Origin of the sequence: Natrinema ejinorense (assembly GCF_002494345.1) — an archaeon.
GTDB lineage: Archaea > Halobacteriota > Halobacteria > Halobacteriales > Natrialbaceae > Natrinema > Natrinema longum.
The window spans coordinates 565,189-582,216 of record NZ_NXNI01000001.1; the positions used below are offsets into that span (position 1 = coordinate 565,189).

Genomic DNA, 17,028 nt, shown 5'->3' on the forward strand with positions numbered 1-17,028 from the left:
GCCAATACTTATCCGACGGGTTGGCGTTTATGCCGTATGGCCGGTGCCGATCCCGTAACCGTCGGGGTATTGAGTCTTCATACAAGTAAGGAAACCAAGGCGATTCTCAACGCCGTCGAAGAACTCGGACACGACACCGAGTGGCTTCGCAACGAGAACACGTCGGTCAGCGTCGCAGACGGAAGCCCCGTCCTCGAGCCCGACGTCGACGTGATCGCGAATCGAATGTTGCTGTCGAACACCGAACAGCCTGCGGAGGAACTCGGGCTCGCCAACACGTTCTCTCAGCTGGTGCCGACGCTCAACGAACCGAACGCGGTGTTGACCGCGATTCACAAGCTGTCGACGGCGACCGCACTGGCGGCGAACGATATCAGGACGCCCGACGTCACGCTCGCGCTCAGCGGCGATCGATTGAACGCCGCACGGGGACGGTACGGCGAAGAGGCGGTGTACAAGACTGCGATCGGGACCCACGGCGGCGGGACGTGGAAAGTCGGCCCCGACGATCCCATCAACGCGAAGGTGGGCAACCGCTATGCCTTCCTGCAGGAACTCGTCGATATGGAAGACGTCCGCCACCGCGACCTGCGCGTCTACGTCGTCGGGGACCAGGTCGTCGCCGCGATGTATCGCTACGCGCCGGACAACGACTGGCGAACCAACGTCGCACTCGGGGGCTCCGTCGAGGACGCGACCGAGGAGCTCCCCGAGGAGGCCCGCGAGATGGCCCGCAAGGCGGCCGACATCGTCGGTCTCGATTACGCGGGGGTCGACCTCGTCGAAGGGGACGAAGGCTGGTTCGTCCTCGAGGTCAACCCGACGGCGGGGTTCAAGGGGCTCTACGAGGCAACACAGGTAAGCCCGGCACCCTACATCGCGAAGCTGGCGATCGAACGTGCGGGCGGCGAAGTCGACGACTCTCGAGTACGGGATATCTCGACCGTCCTCGACGACTCCCGACCGACCGCCCAGCCCGCAGCGATGACCACGGAGACGGAGCACGCGGTGATCGGCTACACCGAAGAGGTCGTCCTCTCGGGAACCAGCGGCTCGAAATCGGTGCTCGCAAAGTCCGACACCGGTGCGACGCGGACGAGTATCGACACCGGCCTCGCAGCCGACATCGGTGCCGGCCCGATCAAATCCATCACCCGCATCAGATCCGGTAGCAGCAAGCAATCGAAAAGCCGCCCCGTCGTCGACGTGGTCGTCGGCGTCGGCGGCAACCAGCACACGGTCACGGCCAGCGTCGAGGACCGCAGCCACATGGACTACCCAGTCCTGCTCGGCCGGGATATCCTCGAGAACTACCAGGTCGACGTCAGCCGTCGGATCGACAGCGAGGCAGCCGACACGCCGGAAGAAGAAGAGTAATCGGCTGGACTGATCGGTGAGCCGATTTCGGAACGGCGGCTCGCGAACCGACGCCCGAGGGTCCCGGATCCGATTAATTTATTGACTTGTTGTCCGAACGTGTACTCGCATGACAACGGTCCTCGCCTCCACGCTCTCCGAGACGCCAGTGATGGGAGCCGACGGAACGGAGATCGGTACGGTTCACAACGTGACGATGAACGTCGAAACCGGAGCGCTCCGACACGTACTCGTTACCCCAACTGCCGATACCGTCGGCGGGTTCGACAGGAACGACGACGGAAAGATCGTCGTCCCCGCCCACTGTCTGAGCGATATCGACGATTACCTGATCGTCGACCGGACGAAACGCGACTGAATTGCCTCGGGGCTCGACTCCGAGCCACCCGCCTCGGACTCCCGTCGAATCGACCCGTCGAGTCGCGCTGACGGTCGCGTCGAACGCGAGTTAGACGATGGTCGGCCCACTCGAGAGCGGTGGCGGTGGTGAAAACGTAGCAGCGGACTGTCGAGAGACGGCCAGCCGTTGCCCTCGTTCGTCTCATACCGCGCGGTACCAGCGACGAATCCGAGCGGATCGCTGGCCGTGATCGACCGGCTCTGTTTCCCATATCGAAAATATAGTATCCCAAACCCAAAACTGAGGTTCCCATCGATACATCTATTATTCCACAATCCAATCTTCCCATCGTAGGCAACTGTTCATGTCCGACGACATACCAAACCACATCACGGGCGATCCCGACTCGCCCACCACGGATGCCGAACGCGATTGCGAAGCGCTAGCGACGAACGCCGAACTCTCGGAGGGGGGCCGATAATGGAGGAACGCACTCACGACTGGTGGCCGAATCAGTTGAACGTAAAGATCCTCGACCAGAACGCCCACGACCTCGGGCCGTACGGCGATGACTTCGATTACGCCGAGGAGTTCCAGGAACTCGACCTCGAGGAGGTAAAGGCTGACATCGAGGACGTGATGACCACGTCCCAGGACTGGTGGCCGGCCGACTACGGCCACTACGGGCCGCTGTTCATCCGGATGGCGTGGCACAGCGCCGGCACCTACCGCACCAGTGACGGGCGCGGCGGGGCGTCGGAGGGCGCACAGCGGCTCGCGCCGCTCAACAGTTGGCCCGACAACGCGAACCTCGACAAGGCACGCCGCCTGCTCCTGCCGGTCAAGCAGAAGTACGGCCGCAATCTCTCCTGGGGCGACCTGATCATCCTGGCCGGGAACGTCGCCATCGAGTCGATGGGCGCGAAGACGGTCGGCTTCGCCGGCGGGCGAGAGGACGCGTTCAAGCCCGACGAGGCCGTCGACTGGGGGCCCGAGGACGAGTGGGAGGCCTCCGAGCGCTTCGACGAGGACGGCGAACTGCAGAAGGGCCTCGGAGCCACCGTGATGGGGCTCATCTACGTGAACCCGGAGGGTCCGGACGGTAACCCCGACCCCGAGGCGTCCGCGGAGAACATCCGGGAGTCGTTCAGCCGGATGGCGATGAACGACGAGGAGACGGTCGCGCTCATCGCCGGCGGACACACGTTCGGGAAGGTCCACGGCGCCGCCGACCCCGACGAGCACGTCGGCCCGGAGCCCGAGGCCGCCCCCATCGAGGCGCAGGGTCTCGGCTGGGAGAGCGACTACGGCACCGGCAAGGGCAAAGACACCATCACGAGCGGCATCGAGGGGCCCTGGACCCAGGCACCGACCCAATGGGACACGGGCTACCTCGACAACCTCCTCGAGTACGAGTGGGCGGCCCAGAAGGGCCCCGGCGGCGCTTGGCAGTGGATTCCGGTCGACGAGGACCTTCGGGACTCCGCGCCGGACGTCCACGACGACGACGAGAGGGTGACGCCGATGATGCTGACGACGGACATCGCGCTGAAGCGCGACCCGGACTACCGGGAGATCATCGAGCGCTTCCAGGACAACCCGATGGAGTTCGGCATCAACTTCGCGAAAGCCTGGTACAAACTCACCCACCGCGACATGGGGCCGCCCGAGCGGTTCCTCGGCCCGGAGGTTCCCGACGAGGAGATGGTCTGGCAGGACCCGCTGCCAGCGGCCGACTACGACCAGATCGACGACGCGGACGCCGCCCACCTCAAGGAGGAGCTTCTGTCCTCCGACCTGACCGTCCAGCAACTCGTCAAGACCGCGTGGGCATCGGCGTCGACGTACCGCGATAGCGACAAACGCGGTGGCGCAAACGGTGCGCGTCTCCGCCTCGAGCCCCAGAAGAGCTGGGAGGTCAACGAGCCCGAGGAGCTGACGACCGTCCTGCAGACACTCGAGGGGATCCAGGAGGAGTTCAACAGCTCGCAGTCCGACGGCACGCGCGTGTCCCTGGCCGACCTCATCGTGCTCGGCGGCAGCGCAGCCGTCGAGCAGGCGGCGGCCGACGCTGGCTACGACGTCGACGTCGACTTCGAGCCGGGGCGCGTCGACGCCAGCCCCGAGCAGACCGACGTCGACTCCTTCGAGGCGCTGAAACCGACGGTCGATGGGTTCCGCAACTACATCGCCGACGACGTCGAGGAGGAACCCGAGCGACACCTCGTGAACGAGTCGGAGCTCCTGAACCTGACCGCGTCCGAGATGACGGCGCTGGTCGGCGGGATGCGCACACTGGGCGCGACCCACGAGGACTCCGACCTCGGCGTCTTCACCGACGAGCCGGGGACGCTCACCAACGACTTCTTCGTGAACCTCCTGAGCATGGAGACGGAGTGGGAGCAGTCCGAGGAGTCCGAGGACGTCTACGTGGCCCGCGACCGCGAGACGGGCGAGGTCGAGTGGCGGGGCACCCGCCTCGACCTCATCTTCGGGTCGAACTCCCGGCTGCGCGCCATCGCTGATGTCTACGGCTCCGAGGGCGAGGAGGAGACGTTCGTCCACGACTTTGTGGACGCCTGGGAGAAAGTGATGCGGCTCGACCGCTTCGACCTCGAGTAATCGAGGTGCCGCGACGAGGCTGATCGAGGGGCCGCCGACCGCTTTCGCTGCCCCATCGGTCGAACGGTCGGCCCGACCGGAGTCTCGCGTTACTCGCTTCGGATGACGATCTCGTCGTCCGTGATTTCGGTTATCTGAGCCGAGTCGACGGGATAGTCGTCGTCACCGTGGCTGCCCCAGTCCAGCCGCGCTTTGAGGCGGTCGGTCAGCCCGGGTTCGGGATCGATGTAGGCCGTCTGGCCCTCGACTTCGGCGACCATTCCGATCTGCTGGCCCGATTCGTCGACGACGTCCTTTCCCTGATCCTCGTGAGTGAGTTCGACCGACGACGCCATCGGTTCCTCCGTCGCTTCCATCTCGGCGTCGGATCCGGTACTCGTCGTCGCCTCGCCACCCATGGCTTCGGTGGAGCCGGCGTCCATGTCGCCCCCCGCCATCGCTCCGTACTCCTCGATGTCGATGATCTCGCCTTCGAGAACCTCGCTGGCGATCACCTCCGACTCGATCAGTTCGGACTCCTCGAGCACGTATTGCATCCGCAGCTGCTCGCGTAGCTCCTCTTCGATCGTCCTGCGTTCGATGAGTTCGCTGTGAACGGCGTCGCCTTCGGCCCGCTGGCTCTGGATCACCTCCTGTTCGACCACGTCGTCGGGCGTCACGCTCGAGCGGATGATGTCGCTCTCGAGGATCGACCGCTGGACGCTCTCGAGTTCGATATTCGTCTCGAGTTCGTCGCGCTCGAGTTGCTCGTCCTGTTCGATGTCGACGTCGACGACGCGGCTCTCGACGGTGTAGCGTTCGATCTCCTCGATCGTGTCCAGGCGAGTCTCGTCGACGGTGACCTCGATTATGTCGTCGGCGACGAACTCCGTCTCGACGATGTCACGGCTCAGCAGTTCGGAGTTGACGACCTCCCGTTCGACCAGATCCGTGTCGATCACTTCGCTCTCGATCGTGTCCCGCTCGACGATCTCCCGCTCGACGACTTGCGTCTCGACGATTTCGGTCGTTACCGTCTCGCCGCGGCGCAGCGAGTCCTCGAGTTCGTCCTGGCCGAGATCCGCCCGATCGAAGGCCCGCTCTCGGTCGACGATCTCGAAGAAGCCCAGCCCTTCCCCGGTCGGTTCCTCCTCGTGGTAGACGAACACGAGGTCCTCGTCGTCGAACCGGTCCTCGAACTCCTCCCAGGTATACTCCTCGTGATCCGCACCCAGTTCGTCCCGGTGAGCGAACGTGTGACCGTGGCCCTCGCTGTCGCTGATCCTGACCGGGACGGCATCGCGAGCCTCGGCCCACTCCCTGATTCGTTCGGGATCGGCGGTCATTCGTCGCTGCTCGGCGGCGTCCGTCTCACTCGAGGATCTGTCGTTTGCCATCTCGGTCGGTCTTGCGACCGACCTGTACTTCAGTCGTCGGGGTCATCTCATCCGGTCAGTGTCTCCTTTCTCGAGTCGCCGCGTATTACCTGCATACTCCGGGGGGTAATCCGGTATTGTGACCGATCCGTCCGTTTCGATGGGGGCCGGCAGCGGTTGCAATCGGCTATTACGCAGGCAGAGCGGTCGCTCAATCGGACTCGTACTCGGCCCAGATGTACCGTGTCGCCACCGATCGGTACGGACGCCACGACTCGGCGATCTCCCGCATCTCGGCACGTGTCATCTCCCCCGTTTCGTGACCGTCTCCATACAACTGCTCGATCCCACGGCGGACGGCGAGGTCTCCGAGGGGGAGGACGTCCTCACGCTCGAGTACGAATACCAAGAACATACGCGCCGTCCAGTCCCCGACGCCTTTGATTTCGGTGAGGGTGTCGACGACTTCGTCGTTGGAGTATTCCGCAAGCCCGTCCCGAGTGAGGTCCTGTTCCTGAAACGCCCGAGCGGCGTTGCGGATATACTCGATTTTGCTCCGGGAGAGGCCGGCGGAGCGGAGTGGCTCGTCCGCTGTCTCCAGGACGGCTTCCGGAGTGACTTCGCCGCCGAACAACTCGAATACCCGCTCCCGAACTGCGTTGGCGCTCGCCGTCGAGAGTTGCTGGTTGATAATGGAAATGCAGAGTCGCTCGAACTCGTCCCACTCCGCCTCAACGTACGGGTCGTGCGTCTCGATCAGTCGCGCCATCACGGGATCCTGTTGCAGGACAGGTTCGGCCTCGTCTATCATTTCGTGGAACGAACGATAGGACCGAGACGGGAAAGGCATCTCGATAGTGGTTCGCGTTCACACATTCGAGGGCCGAGGGGGTGGCGGCACAGCTTTGAATTCGATCGCGGTACAGTCGGATTCGATCCGAATACGCTGTGGTGTGAATTTCCCTCATCGCCGCCCTCGAGCGCCCCGACGTGGTCTCATAGGGACCGCTCGCGGTCCGTCGCCGGCGATCGGAACGGCGGGTCCGACGGACCGGGCTCGAGAACTGGTGCTTGGCGACCCCGCTCGCGTCGGCGCTACCGACGGATTCAAGTCGAGTTGTACGAACGCAAGTACAATGAGATTAGTGGAGACGGCTGCCATCGAACACCGACTGGCTTCCGGGACGGTCGCCTGGGCCCCATCACGACGGCCATGAGGGGGTTCGTCCTCGGAGGCGTCAGTTCCGGCGTCGGGAAGACGGTCGCGACGCTGTCGATCGTGCAGGCACTCGAGGATGCCGGCTACGCGGTCCAGCCCGCGAAGGCGGGTCCGGACTTCATCGACCCGAGCCACCACGAGGCGATCGCGGGTCGTCCGTCCCGGACGCTCGATAGCTGGCTCTGTGGCGAGGACGGTCTCCGCCGGAACTACCGACGCGGGGAGGGCGACATCTGCGTCGTCGAGGGCGTGATGGGGCTCTACGACGGCGACGGTTCGAGCACCGCGATGGTCGCCGAATCGCTCGGGCTGCCGGTCGTCCTCGTGGTCGACGCGAAGGCCGGGATGGAGAGCGTCGCGGCGACCGCGCTCGGGTTCCGCGAGTACGCCGACGCCATCGGCCGCGATATCGAGGTCGCCGGCGTCGTCGCCCAGCGGGCTCACGGCGGTCGCCACGCACAGGGCATCCGTGACGCCTTGCCCGACGGGCTCGAGTTCTTCGGCCGAATCCCGCCGGACGACGACCTCGAAATTCCCGACCGCCATCTCGGACTCGAGATGGGCGAGGAGGCGGCGTTGCCGACCGCGGCCCTCCGGGAGGCGGCCGAGTCGCTCGAGGCCGATCGGTTAGCGGACATCGCGCGCGAACCGCCCGTTCCCGACTCCTCGCTCGAGCCCGGAGCGCCGGTCGACGCCACGATCGCCGTCGCGAGCGACGCCGCGTTTTGCTTTCGGTATCCGGCGACGGTCGAGCGGTTCCGCGAGCGTGCCGAGCTGGTCACGTTTTCGCCGGTCGCGGGAGATCCCGTTCCCGCGTGCGACGCCGTCTATCTCCCCGGTGGCTACCCGGAACTCCACGCCGAGACCCTCGAGGCAGCCGGCACGCTCGCGGATCTCGGGGAGCTGGCGAGCGAGGGACTGCCCGTTCTCGGCGAGTGTGGCGGGCTGATGGCGATGAGTCGATCGCTGACGACCACGGACGGAACGCGAAGCGAGATGGCCGGGGTTTTGCCCGCGGACGTGACCATGCACGACCGCTACCAGGCGCTCGATCACGTCGAACTCGCGGCCACCGAGGGGACGCTGACGGCGGCCGCCGGCGAGGAAATCCGCGGTCACGAGTTCCACTACTCGAGCGCCGACGTCGACGGCGACGCCCGCTTTGCGTTCGAAACGGTTCGGGGCGACGGCATCGACGGCGACCACGACGGCCTGACCGCACACGAATCGCTCGGCACCTACGTCCACGTCCATCCCGAGAGCGGGGCCTTCGATCGGTTCCTCGAGCGGGTCTCTTCCTGACCGGACTCGGGATCGAAGCCGACGAGAATCAGCCGTCGGCGTCCGCCCGTTCCCAGAGCGGATAGAGGTCGTCCTCGATCGGCTCGGTGATCGATGCACCGTCGAGACGGAGTTCGCCGTCGCCGCCGTCGTAGTCCCGAACGGTTCCGATCACCGCGGCCTCGAGTCCTGCGTCCGCGAGCGCCCCGAGACAGTCGTCGACCACGCTTTCGGGGACGGTCGCGAGCAACGCGCCGGAGCCGAAGATCCGGAGCGGGTCGACGCCCGCCGCGGCACACAGCGTCGCGGTCTCCTCGCGGATCGGGACGGCGTCGCGATCGACCTCGAGTCGGACGCCCGACGCGCGGGCGACCTCGAGCAAGCCGGCGGCGACGCCGCCCTCCGTGGGGTCGTGCATCGCCGTCGCGTGTTCGCGGACGATCCGGGCTTCGGGAACGACGCTGATCTCCGCGAGGAACCCCTCGGCGCGCTCGCGGGTTTCGGAGTCGACCCCGAGTTCCTCGCCGAAGTCGGCCGCGAGGATGGCCGATCCCTCGAGCCCCGCCGCCTTGGTGAGGACGACGGCGTCGCCAGGTTCCGCGCCGCCGGTCGGGACGAATCGGTCGGTCGCCCCCATCGCCGTCAGCGAGAGGATCGGGCGCTCGAGTTGGTCGACGTACTCCGAGTGGCCGCCGACGATCGACGCACCGATCTCGCGGGCGGCTTCGTGGAGGTCGTGTGAGATCTCCTCGAGGAGCCGGTCGCTCGGTCCGCCCTCGTCGCTCGGCAGCAAGACGACGGCCGTCAGCCAGCGCGGGTCGGCCCCCGAGACTGCCACGTCGTTGGTGGCGACGGCGACGCCGAGGGTGCCGACCTGGGACGCAGCCAGGGAGATCGGATCCGAACTCACGACGAGCGTCCCCTCGCCGTCGGGCCAGTCGATCGCGGCGGCGTCCTCGCCGTCAGCCGGGCCCTGTAGTACTGTCTCGTCCGTCTCGGCCGCCCCGGTTCGCTCGAAGACGTGCGCGAGGAGGTCGTCCGGACTCACCTTGCCGGGCATACCACGAACTGGGACGATGCGCCGTTTGTAGCTGTCGAAGGATCGGTACAGGATTTCGGACGCACAACGAGACGCTGAGCAGAATCGCCTGAAAGCCCCGATGTCGCTTGTATTTCACCCGAACGTGGGTTGTCGGGGTCGCTATCGTAGTGGCAAGGACCGCGACGGAGAAACGGAACCGATTTCGAGCCCGGTCAGACGGACTCCTGTCAGTCAGTGCCGGCCCAGCCACGACCCGTCGCGGGCGGGCCGGCACATCGGGACAGCAAACCGTCTCAGGCGTCGGGCGCGACGGCTTCCATCGTCTGTCGAACCTGCTCCTCGCTCGCGCCACGCGGGAAGCTGACCGCGATGGCGTCGAGGCCGTCGACCGCCTCGTAGCGCTCGAGTTTCTCGCGAGCGGTTTCGGGATCGCCCGCGGCACAGAGGTCGTCGAGGATGTTTTCCTCGACCAGCTCGAGGGCGTGTTCGCGGTCGCCGTCCTGCCAGGAATCGTAGATCTCGGTAGCCTCGTCGTACCCCTGTCGCTCGAGCGCATCGCGGTAGAACGTCCCCATCCCGCCGACGTAAAAGCCGATGTGCTGGCGGGTGAGTCGCCGGGCCTCCTCGGGATCGTCGAGCGCACAGCAGGTGACGCCGGTGGTGATCTGGATGTCGTCGGGATCGCGGTCGCCGAGTTCGGCACCGCGCTCGATGTCCTCGAGGCGGTCGTTCGTTCCCTCGGGGGTGAGCATGATGCCGTGCCAGCCGTCGGCGAAGCGACCCGCGAGTTCGACCGCTTTGGGACCCATGCCGGTGACCTCGATCGGCGGCGGCGTCTCCGGCGGCTCACAGCGCAGCCGGAACCCCGAGAGGTCGAAGTCGTCGCCGTCGTAGTCGACGGTCTCGCCGGAAAGCACCTGCCGGACGATTTCGACCGTCTCGCGGGTGCGCCTGAGCGGGTTGCCGTACTCGACGCCGTGCCAGTTCTCGACGACGACCGGGCCGCTCGGGCCCAGTCCCAGTCGGAATCGCCCCTCGGAAACCTCCTGGAGCGTCGCCGCGGTCTGTCCCAGCAGGGCCGGCGACCGCGAGTAGGTGTTGAGGATGCTCGAGCCGATGTCGATCGACTCGGTTCGTTCGGCCATCGCCGTCAACACGGTCACGCCGTCCCGACCCCAGGTCTCGGGGAGCCAGGCGCAATCGTAGCCGCCGTCTTCGGCAGTCTGTGCGTAGTCGACGATCGAGTCGATCGTCGGCTGTGCGGCCACCGGCAGGTGGACATCTCTGTCAGTCATCGTCAGACACAGACGAAACGGGCCCTTTTGGGTGTATGGGAACCGGAGGCAGGATTACGATCGTTTATACGTGGGCTCGAGACGCACCGCTGTGGTGGCACGCGCCGGTTTTCCGACGCTGGAGGCGATGAGTCGTCCGGACCCTGCGATTCGGTGACTTCCCGGACACGGGAACGGGATAGTTCGCTGACAGCCTGCTCGAACGGCTACTGGCGAGCGATGGCGGCATCCTCCCGGTCGGATTCCGTTATCGAGTAGTTTAAAAACGGCGGGCGGGAAAGAGGGGGTATGAGTACGATCGAGGAACAAGAGACACGCTCCTGTGTCTCCTGCGGGCTCAATATCGCGGGCACGAACGCCGCCGCGTTCAAGTGTCCCGACTGTGGCCAGCAGATTTACCGCTGTGCCAAGTGTCGCAAACAGAGCAACCTCTACGAGTGCCCCGACTGCGGGTTCACCGGACCCTAATACACGACAACCATGGGAAAAGTAGCTGCCAAAATCAAGGTCATGCCGGACAGCCCCGAAATCGATCTCGATGCGCTCCAGGAGCGCCTCGAGAGCGCCCTCCCCGAAGGTGCGAAGATCAACGGCGTCGAACGTGAGGAAGTCGCGTTCGGGCTCGTCGCGCTCTACCCGACCGTGATCGTCCCCGACGGGACGGGCGGGACGGAGACCGTCGAGGAGAGCTTCGGCGACGTCGACGGCGTCGAAAGCGTCGAAGTCGAGAACGTCGGCCGGATATAAGACGGCCGTTTTCGCGTTTTTCAGTCGGTCGCTATCGCTCGAGAGCCTGCTCCGTGCGATCGACTGTCGCTCTTACGGCCTTCGAATCGAGGTCGGAACGCAGTCACGTCGGCACTCGAGGCCCGCTTCACTGCAACCGCTCGAGGGCGTCCCGACCGACCGCCGTCGACTCGAGGCGCTCGAGGAGGGTCCGGGCGGTCACGAACGCCAGGAACCCGATCACCACGCCCACCACAGTATCGGAGAGGTAATGCGTTCCCAGGTAGATCCGCGAGAACGCGATCAGTGCGGCGAGGACGGCGACCGGTTCGAACGGGAGCGTCTCCGAGTGACGGGCAGTCATCGTATACGTCGCGACGGCGGCCGCGTGGCCGGACGGAAACGAGTGGGCGACCGTTTCCGCCCCGCCCGTCATGCAGACTGGGTATGGCGGGAACGGTCGCTGGACCGCGGTCATCAGCGTACCGACGACGATGCCAGCGAGTGACAGGGCTCCCAGCGTCTGCAGGAACTCCTCCGTCCAGCCCGCCAGATAGAACAGGCTCAGGAAGACGAGCCCGGCCGAGGCGGAGCCGAGACCGGTAACCGACGTAAGTAGTTTCGTCGTGATCGGATGTCGCAGTGTGAGGACGAACTCGACCGTGCGGTCGTCGATCCGAAGCACCTGATCGACGAGTTCGCCGATGACGTGTTCCATGTGCGTCTCCCGGAGGATACCGACCGACGATACATGGTCCCTCTGGCCCATGTTGGCCATTGTCATAATATGGGCGTTTCGGGACGACGGGGCACCCTCCATCCAGCGATCCGTCTCCGAAGCGGTGGCGCCCCACCCCGATCAGCGGCCCTGCCCGACGAGCCGCCGTCCGGCGGTCCGTTCCTCGAGGAGGATCGCTCCCAGGACGAGCCAGACGCCGATCTCGAGGAAAAACGACGGCGTCCAGAGGTAGTGGAGAACGAACGAGCCGGGCGGGATCCCCAGCGGATCGGACGGGACGACGATCGGCCAGGCGACGAAGAGGGCATCCCCGGGGCGGCCGTTGACGACGACGTGGAGAGCATCGAGCAGGAGATGTGACCCCCATCCGACCGTCGCCGCTGCCCCGGCTCGGCTGTGCAGTGCGAGCGGGAGCGCCACGATCACCAGGATGGCGCTGTGGCCGATCGAGTGATAGAGCTCGACGACGCCGACCATCCCGAGGGGTTTATCGACAATATCGGGAAGCGCCGCTCCGACGACCAGCCAGCGGGACGACAGCGTCGTCGCTCTCCCGACGAGTGCGGCCGCGACGAGGTGGGTCGGGAAGAGCACGAGTGTCACTACGGTCGCGGTCGCATATCAGTTCTGTCCGCCCGGGATCTCGTGGGGGAGTCGGCCGCTGACGGTGAGGTAGTCTCGAGCGAACACCGCCAGCGACGGCGCGAGGACGACGGGCGCGAGGGCCCAGACGAGTGCCGCCGGCACCGCGGGAGCGAGCGCCATCGTCACGAATACCATCTGTCCGCCGGCCAGATACTTCCCGAGGTTACTGTCGGGCGTGTCGAACACCGGTCGACCCCGTATTCGTCGCCAGTAGACGCCGGCGAGAAAGACGTAGCGGGCTGCCGACAGTGAGAGGTACCAGACGGGCAGTTGGCCCCACAGCACTGCCACTACCGGTGCGGCGACGAAGCCGAACGTATCGAACGCCATATCGAGGCGACGGCCGAGGGCGGTTTCTCGCCCGACCGTCCGGGCGACGGTGCCGTCGAGTTTGTCGAGTACGACCCCGCTACCGTAGCACAGCGCAGGCATCCACGCGAGATCGGTGGTCGCCGGGACGACGGCGAACCCGGCGACGACCGCGTAGAGCCCGCCCCGGAGCAGCGTCAGCGTATTTGCCAGTCCGAACGGGCGACGCCACGGATCGCGGGCGACCCGGTTCGCGTCGATGCTCCGACCAACGTACCAGAGCTGGCCCGTCCAGCAGAGTCCGGCGACGGCTGCCGGGTGGAACACCCAGCGGGTCATCCCGGCGGCGGGAAACAGCTCCCGAAACAGGGCGGCGAGACAGAGCGCACCGACCAGCGGAAAACCGAGACGGAGCCACCCGTGTGGCGACTGGTCACGCTGCCGGCCGGCCATCGATGCCCCCTGATCCGTATCGCCCCCGGTGTCGGTACTGGCGGCGCGCGTTCGCCGGCCCGAACCGGGTCCTTGCACGGAGTCCGTTCGAATCGCTCATTCAGAAGACTCGTCTCGTGGATTGTGACCGTATCGCATTAAAAACACGACCAAACTACGCAGCGGTTTTCCCACCGCTCTGACTCGCTACCGCAACAGTACGACGAGAATCACGACGAGCACTCCCTGTGCGACTTTATCGACGGCACCGAGCGTCCCGACGTCGGCCGGGAACGATTTCGACCCGGCTGCGAAGTTGACCCAGTACCAGAGGAGTATCTGAACGAGGGTATAGACCACCCCCACGGCGTAGACCGTTCGCCGCCGGTAGTCGAGTAGCAGGAGGCCGATCCCACCCAGAAAGCCCAGTCCCGCGAGGACGAAGCTCCCTCCCATCGCGGACGGAAGCATTCGGACGCCGAGGAAGAGGTGTACAGCGGCCGTGACGAGCGTCGCGACGACGCCGATCCAGTGTAGCCCACTCAACGACTCCGTGTGAAGCGCCGTCCGCTGTGTCTCCGCCGTTCCCATACAGTGCCTTTGTGTTTTGGTCACATAGGTGTACTGTTGCCACACCTCACTTACCGTTCGAAATCCGGCTTCCGGAGCGTCTCGAGACGAACACACTCCTCGTCGCTCAGTCTCTGGGCGGCCGCGGCTAGGTTCGCGACGACGTGTGCCCGCGTCGTGCTGGCGGGGATAGGAACGACGCCTCGGGTCACGTTCCACGCAAGGACGACCCCGGCCGGCGAGAGGTCACGATCCGCCGCGATCTCCTGCAATACGGGCTCGTCCAGCAGGCCGGGTGCGGACAGCGGGGAGTGGGCGACGACCCGGATCCCACGCTCGTGGCAGAACGAAACGAGGTCGCTCTGTGGCTGATAGGGGTGGCGTTCGATCTGGACGAGTGCGGGCCGGACGGTTCCCGCCTCGAGGATCGTCTCGAGTTGCGCCCGCGAGACGTTACAGAGGCCGAGGCGACGCGCCCAGCCGCGGTCGAACACTGCCTCGAGGTTTTCCCAGGCCGTCTCGAGGGGGATCTCCGTCGTCCGAATCTCGCCGTCGTCGTCCTCGGGAAACGTCAGCGACTCCTGGCGCTCGACCGGCTTCTCGGCCAGTCGGTCCAATCGGCCCCGATGCTCCCAGGCGTCGGGCCAGTGGAGCGTGTAGCAGTCGAAGGCGTCGATGCCCAGCTCTGCCCGGCTGCCCGCACACGCGTCCAAGAGATGTTCGCGGCGGTGGTTGGTGCGCCAGACTTTCCCGACGAGAAAGAGGGTCTCGCGGTCGGGGGATCCCGGCGCGGCCAGCAGGTCGCCGATTCGGTGTTCGTTGCCGTACAGTTCGGCGCTGTCGAGCAGCCGGTAGCCCGCGTCCAGCGCCGTCGCGATGGAGTCCACCCGGTCGACGTACTCCCCGTCGCGGTAGCGCGAACAGCCGAAGCCGATGGGCGGGAGTCGAAGCGAGTGGCGTCCCGTCGCGCGCCGGACGCGGTCCGACGGCGCGACGGTCGGCTCGGGAACGGGAGCGCTCGTCGCCCCGTAGTCGGGAACGGCGATCGGGCCGCCAGCGTCGGCGGCCGCCTCGATCGCGTTGCAGACCGCGACGACGTGTGCACCGCGACAGCCGGTGTCCCGAGTCGGCTCCCCGGTCGCGACGCTCGCCGCGAGCCCCTCGAGGGCGTCGACGTAGGCGTAGGGCCGGCTGGGCGACTGTGGCGGTGCGTTCGTGTAGTCTCGCCCCGCGCGGCCGAACTGGACGTCGTCGATCGCGGTGTCCATCGCGCCGGTGCCCTGCAGATACAGCGATCCATCGTCGCCGTGGAGTTCCAGCCCGTAGAACTCGCGGCTGCGATGGGGCGCGTAGAAGCTGGCGGTCAGCCGGACGATGGGTCCCGCGGCGAACTCGAGCGTCGCCTCGACGTGACTCGGGGCCGCCGGCACCCGTGATTCGCGGTCGGGCCAGACGTCGAGGCTGTCGGCGATGCGAACGCGCTCGACGGGACCGAACCACGAGACGAGCAACGCAAGCGGGTAGACGCCGCCGTCGTACAACGGACCGATCTCGAGGAACGAGTCGGGCCGGTCGTGCCAGTCGGTCACGCGGCCGACGTGAGCGTGTGCAGCGCCGAGTCGGACGGGGCCGAGTCGGCCGTCCGCGAGCAGTCGCCCCGCTCGCCGCTGAGACGGTGCCCGCGGCGTTCCGGGTGCACAGCCCAGCGCGAGGGTCCGCCGCCGTGCCATCGCCAGCAGTTCCTCGGCGACGTCGGCCTCGAGCGCGAGGGGCTTTTGCGAGTAGACGTGGCGGTCGGCCGACAGCGCCGTCCGCGTCACCGGCGCGTGGGCGGCGTGGCTCGTCAGGTTCACGACGAGGGGCGCGTCGACCGCCGCGATCGCCGTCTCCAGATCCGTAAACGACGGACAGCCGTGTTCCTCCGCGAGGCCCGCTGCCCGTTCGCCGTCGAGGTCGCAGACGCCGGCCAGCGAGAGCGGACGCGTCGCCAGACCGGCCGCGTACTCGGCTGCGATCGCACCGGCTCCCACGAACAGACAGTTCACAATCCTACCGGGACGGCGATCCACATATGTCTCCCGGCGGTGCCGTTTTGTCCGCCCGGCCCGAACGACGGGCGTGACGGAACCGGGAATGAGCCGGCTCGGAACGGCCTACCTGCGGTGTCTGCAGGCGGTGGGCCGTCGGCTGGCGTACGGGACGAACGTCTACGACCGCGAGTGGGACGTCCTCGTCGTCCTCGACGCCTGCCGGGCGGATCTGTTGCAGTCGGTCGCCGCCGAGACCGATGTTCTCGAGGACGTGGCATCGATGCGTTCGGTCGGCAGTTCCTCCTCGGAGTGGCTCGAGAACACGTTCCGGGGGAATCCCGGGACGTCCCGAACGGCGATGGTAACCGGCAACACGTGGACCGATCGGTATCTCGAGGCCGACGCCTTCGCCGCGCTCGACGAGGTCTGGAAGTACGCCTGGGACGACGACCTCGGGACGGTCCCGGCGGCGGCGATCACCGACCGGGCGGTCGCGCTCGCACGCGACCGCGATCCCGAACGGCTGGTCGTCCACTACATGCAACCCCACCATCCGTTCGTCCCGGACCCGCTGACGGGCGACGACGGCATGGCCCGTACCGGCAGCCACAGCAACGACGAGAATCCGTGGGTATTGCTTCGCCGGGACGCGGTCACGAGAGAGCGGGTCTGGGAGGCCTACGAGGCCAACCTCCGGTACGTCCTCCCGGAGGTGGCGACGCTGGTCGCAAACGTCGACGGCCGGGTCGCGATCACCGCCGACCACGGGAACCTCTTCGGGGAGTGGGGGTTGTACGGCCACCCGATGCAGACCCCGGTGCCGGCGTTGCTCGCCGTCCCGTGGGCGGAGACGACGGGAACCGACCGCGGGACCCGCGAGCCGACGCGTTCCCCGCCGGAACCGTTGCCGGTTTCGCGGATCTACGGAGCCGAGACCGACCGCGACCGACTCGACGCACTTGGATATTTATAGTAAGCAGGGAGTACGCTTTTAGTTGGGAAAATCTTGCGTACAAGACGTGCAACGCCAGCTGAGCCCCTCGCGC

16 protein-coding genes are annotated in these 17,028 nt (G+C 66.4%); 7 read left to right on the forward strand and 9 right to left on the reverse strand.

The genetic code is table 11. From position 1 onward, the window contains the following. Positions 1 to 36: 36 nt before the first annotated feature. The 3 genes from CP557_RS03015 (at position 37) to katG (ending at position 4,339) form a co-directional block, all read left to right on the forward strand. Entirely contained in the window at positions 37 to 1,377 is a 1,341-nt protein-coding gene (locus CP557_RS03015) for a RimK family alpha-L-glutamate ligase (RefSeq protein ID WP_097378541.1), read from the forward strand. Positions 1,378 to 1,486: 109 nt separating this feature from the next. Continuing rightward, positions 1,487 to 1,735, forward strand: a complete 249-nt coding sequence (locus CP557_RS03020) for a PRC-barrel domain-containing protein (protein WP_097378542.1) — start codon at positions 1,487 to 1,489, stop codon at positions 1,733 to 1,735. Between the two features lie 462 nt (positions 1,736 to 2,197). Beyond that, positions 2,198 to 4,339: a catalase/peroxidase HPI gene (gene katG, locus CP557_RS03025; RefSeq protein ID WP_097378543.1), complete on the forward strand. Its 2,142-nt coding sequence runs from the start codon at positions 2,198 to 2,200 to the stop codon at positions 4,337 to 4,339. Between the two features lie 89 nt (positions 4,340 to 4,428). Here the strand turns inward: katG and CP557_RS03030 are convergent, their stop codons facing one another. After that, positions 4,429 to 5,715: a hypothetical protein gene (locus CP557_RS03030; RefSeq protein ID WP_097378544.1), complete on the reverse strand. Its 1,287-nt coding sequence runs from the start codon at positions 5,713 to 5,715 to the stop codon at positions 4,429 to 4,431. Positions 5,716 to 5,905: 190 nt separating this feature from the next. After that, positions 5,906 to 6,505 carry a DNA-3-methyladenine glycosylase family protein gene (locus tag CP557_RS03035; RefSeq protein ID WP_097378545.1) on the reverse strand — a complete coding sequence of 200 codons (600 nt, stop codon included), beginning with the start codon at positions 6,503 to 6,505 and terminating at the stop codon, positions 5,906 to 5,908. A gap of 402 nt (positions 6,506 to 6,907) precedes the next feature. Here CP557_RS03035 and CP557_RS03040 point away from each other — a divergent pair, with 402 nt between their 5' ends. Next, entirely contained in the window at positions 6,908 to 8,215 is a 1,308-nt protein-coding gene (locus CP557_RS03040; RefSeq protein ID WP_097378546.1) for a cobyrinic acid a,c-diamide synthase, read from the forward strand. A 28-nt stretch (positions 8,216 to 8,243) separates the two neighbouring features. Here the strand turns inward: CP557_RS03040 and CP557_RS03045 are convergent, their stop codons facing one another. Next, a complete protein-coding gene (locus tag CP557_RS03045; protein ID WP_097378547.1) occupies positions 8,244 to 9,254 on the reverse strand; it encodes an AIR synthase family protein in 1,011 nt (336 codons plus the stop codon). A gap of 275 nt (positions 9,255 to 9,529) precedes the next feature. Then, positions 9,530 to 10,531 carry a TIGR04024 family LLM class F420-dependent oxidoreductase gene (locus CP557_RS03050; protein WP_097378548.1) on the reverse strand — a complete coding sequence of 334 codons (1,002 nt, stop codon included), beginning with the start codon at positions 10,529 to 10,531 and terminating at the stop codon, positions 9,530 to 9,532. Between the two features lie 288 nt (positions 10,532 to 10,819). Here CP557_RS03050 and CP557_RS03055 point away from each other — a divergent pair, with 288 nt between their 5' ends. Together CP557_RS03055 and CP557_RS03060 are read left to right on the forward strand one after the other, a co-directional pair. Then, positions 10,820 to 10,999 (forward strand): HVO_2753 family zinc finger protein, encoded by a 180-nt coding sequence (locus CP557_RS03055; protein ID WP_097378549.1) that lies wholly within the window; start codon positions 10,820 to 10,822, stop codon positions 10,997 to 10,999. A 12-nt stretch (positions 11,000 to 11,011) separates the two neighbouring features. Continuing rightward, positions 11,012 to 11,278, forward strand: coding sequence for an elongation factor 1-beta (locus tag CP557_RS03060; RefSeq protein ID WP_097378550.1), 267 nt, complete (start codon positions 11,012 to 11,014; stop codon positions 11,276 to 11,278). Positions 11,279 to 11,405: 127 nt separating this feature from the next. On the opposite strand, the gene CP557_RS03065 is transcribed toward CP557_RS03060, so the two are convergent. From CP557_RS03065 to CP557_RS03085, 5 genes are all read right to left on the reverse strand, one after another. Continuing rightward, positions 11,406 to 11,975: a phosphatase PAP2 family protein gene (locus CP557_RS03065; RefSeq protein WP_097378551.1), complete on the reverse strand. Its 570-nt coding sequence runs from the start codon at positions 11,973 to 11,975 to the stop codon at positions 11,406 to 11,408. A 141-nt stretch (positions 11,976 to 12,116) separates the two neighbouring features. Next, a complete protein-coding gene (locus CP557_RS03070; protein WP_097378552.1) occupies positions 12,117 to 12,590 on the reverse strand; it encodes a metal-dependent hydrolase in 474 nt (157 codons plus the stop codon). 27 nt (positions 12,591 to 12,617) lie between these two features. Continuing rightward, the gene (locus CP557_RS03075) at positions 12,618 to 13,403 is read right to left on the reverse strand and encodes a CDP-alcohol phosphatidyltransferase family protein (RefSeq protein ID WP_097381508.1); all 786 of its coding nucleotides are present in this window, start codon (positions 13,401 to 13,403) and stop codon (positions 12,618 to 12,620) included. Positions 13,404 to 13,589: 186 nt separating this feature from the next. After that, complete coding sequence (locus CP557_RS03080; protein ID WP_097378553.1) at positions 13,590 to 13,973, reverse strand: DUF7475 family protein; 384 nt, start codon at positions 13,971 to 13,973, stop codon at positions 13,590 to 13,592. Positions 13,974 to 14,023: 50 nt separating this feature from the next. After that, entirely contained in the window at positions 14,024 to 15,997 is a 1,974-nt protein-coding gene (locus tag CP557_RS03085) for an aldo/keto reductase (RefSeq protein WP_097378554.1), read from the reverse strand. 88 nt (positions 15,998 to 16,085) lie between these two features. Between CP557_RS03085 and CP557_RS03090 the strand changes: the two genes are divergently transcribed. Continuing rightward, positions 16,086 to 16,955: an alkaline phosphatase family protein gene (locus tag CP557_RS03090; RefSeq protein ID WP_097378555.1), complete on the forward strand. Its 870-nt coding sequence runs from the start codon at positions 16,086 to 16,088 to the stop codon at positions 16,953 to 16,955. Positions 16,956 to 17,028: the final 73 nt, after the last annotated feature.

What these genes read in the sequence shown, in the direction of transcription:
- CP557_RS03015 (WP_097378541.1), top strand. Translation starts at nt 37, where the DNA reads ATGGCCGGTGCCGATCCCGTAACCGTCGGGGTATTGAGTCTTCATACA.
- CP557_RS03020 (WP_097378542.1), top strand. Translation starts at nt 1,487, where the DNA reads ATGACAACGGTCCTCGCCTCCACGCTCTCCGAGACGCCAGTGATGGGA.
- katG (WP_097378543.1), top strand. Translation starts at nt 2,198, where the DNA reads ATGGAGGAACGCACTCACGACTGGTGGCCGAATCAGTTGAACGTAAAG.
- CP557_RS03030 (WP_097378544.1), bottom strand. Translation starts at nt 5,715, where the DNA reads ATGGCAAACGACAGATCCTCGAGTGAGACGGACGCCGCCGAGCAGCGA.
- CP557_RS03035 (WP_097378545.1), bottom strand. Translation starts at nt 6,505, where the DNA reads ATGATAGACGAGGCCGAACCTGTCCTGCAACAGGATCCCGTGATGGCG.
- CP557_RS03040 (WP_097378546.1), top strand. Translation starts at nt 6,908, where the DNA reads ATGAGGGGGTTCGTCCTCGGAGGCGTCAGTTCCGGCGTCGGGAAGACG.
- CP557_RS03045 (WP_097378547.1), bottom strand. Translation starts at nt 9,254, where the DNA reads ATGCCCGGCAAGGTGAGTCCGGACGACCTCCTCGCGCACGTCTTCGAG.
- CP557_RS03050 (WP_097378548.1), bottom strand. Translation starts at nt 10,531, where the DNA reads ATGACTGACAGAGATGTCCACCTGCCGGTGGCCGCACAGCCGACGATC.
- CP557_RS03055 (WP_097378549.1), top strand. Translation starts at nt 10,820, where the DNA reads ATGAGTACGATCGAGGAACAAGAGACACGCTCCTGTGTCTCCTGCGGG.
- CP557_RS03060 (WP_097378550.1), top strand. Translation starts at nt 11,012, where the DNA reads ATGGGAAAAGTAGCTGCCAAAATCAAGGTCATGCCGGACAGCCCCGAA.
- CP557_RS03065 (WP_097378551.1), bottom strand. Translation starts at nt 11,975, where the DNA reads ATGGAACACGTCATCGGCGAACTCGTCGATCAGGTGCTTCGGATCGAC.
- CP557_RS03075 (WP_097381508.1), bottom strand. Translation starts at nt 13,403, where the DNA reads ATGGCCGGCCGGCAGCGTGACCAGTCGCCACACGGGTGGCTCCGTCTC.
- CP557_RS03080 (WP_097378553.1), bottom strand. Translation starts at nt 13,973, where the DNA reads ATGGGAACGGCGGAGACACAGCGGACGGCGCTTCACACGGAGTCGTTG.
- CP557_RS03090 (WP_097378555.1), top strand. Translation starts at nt 16,086, where the DNA reads ATGAGCCGGCTCGGAACGGCCTACCTGCGGTGTCTGCAGGCGGTGGGC.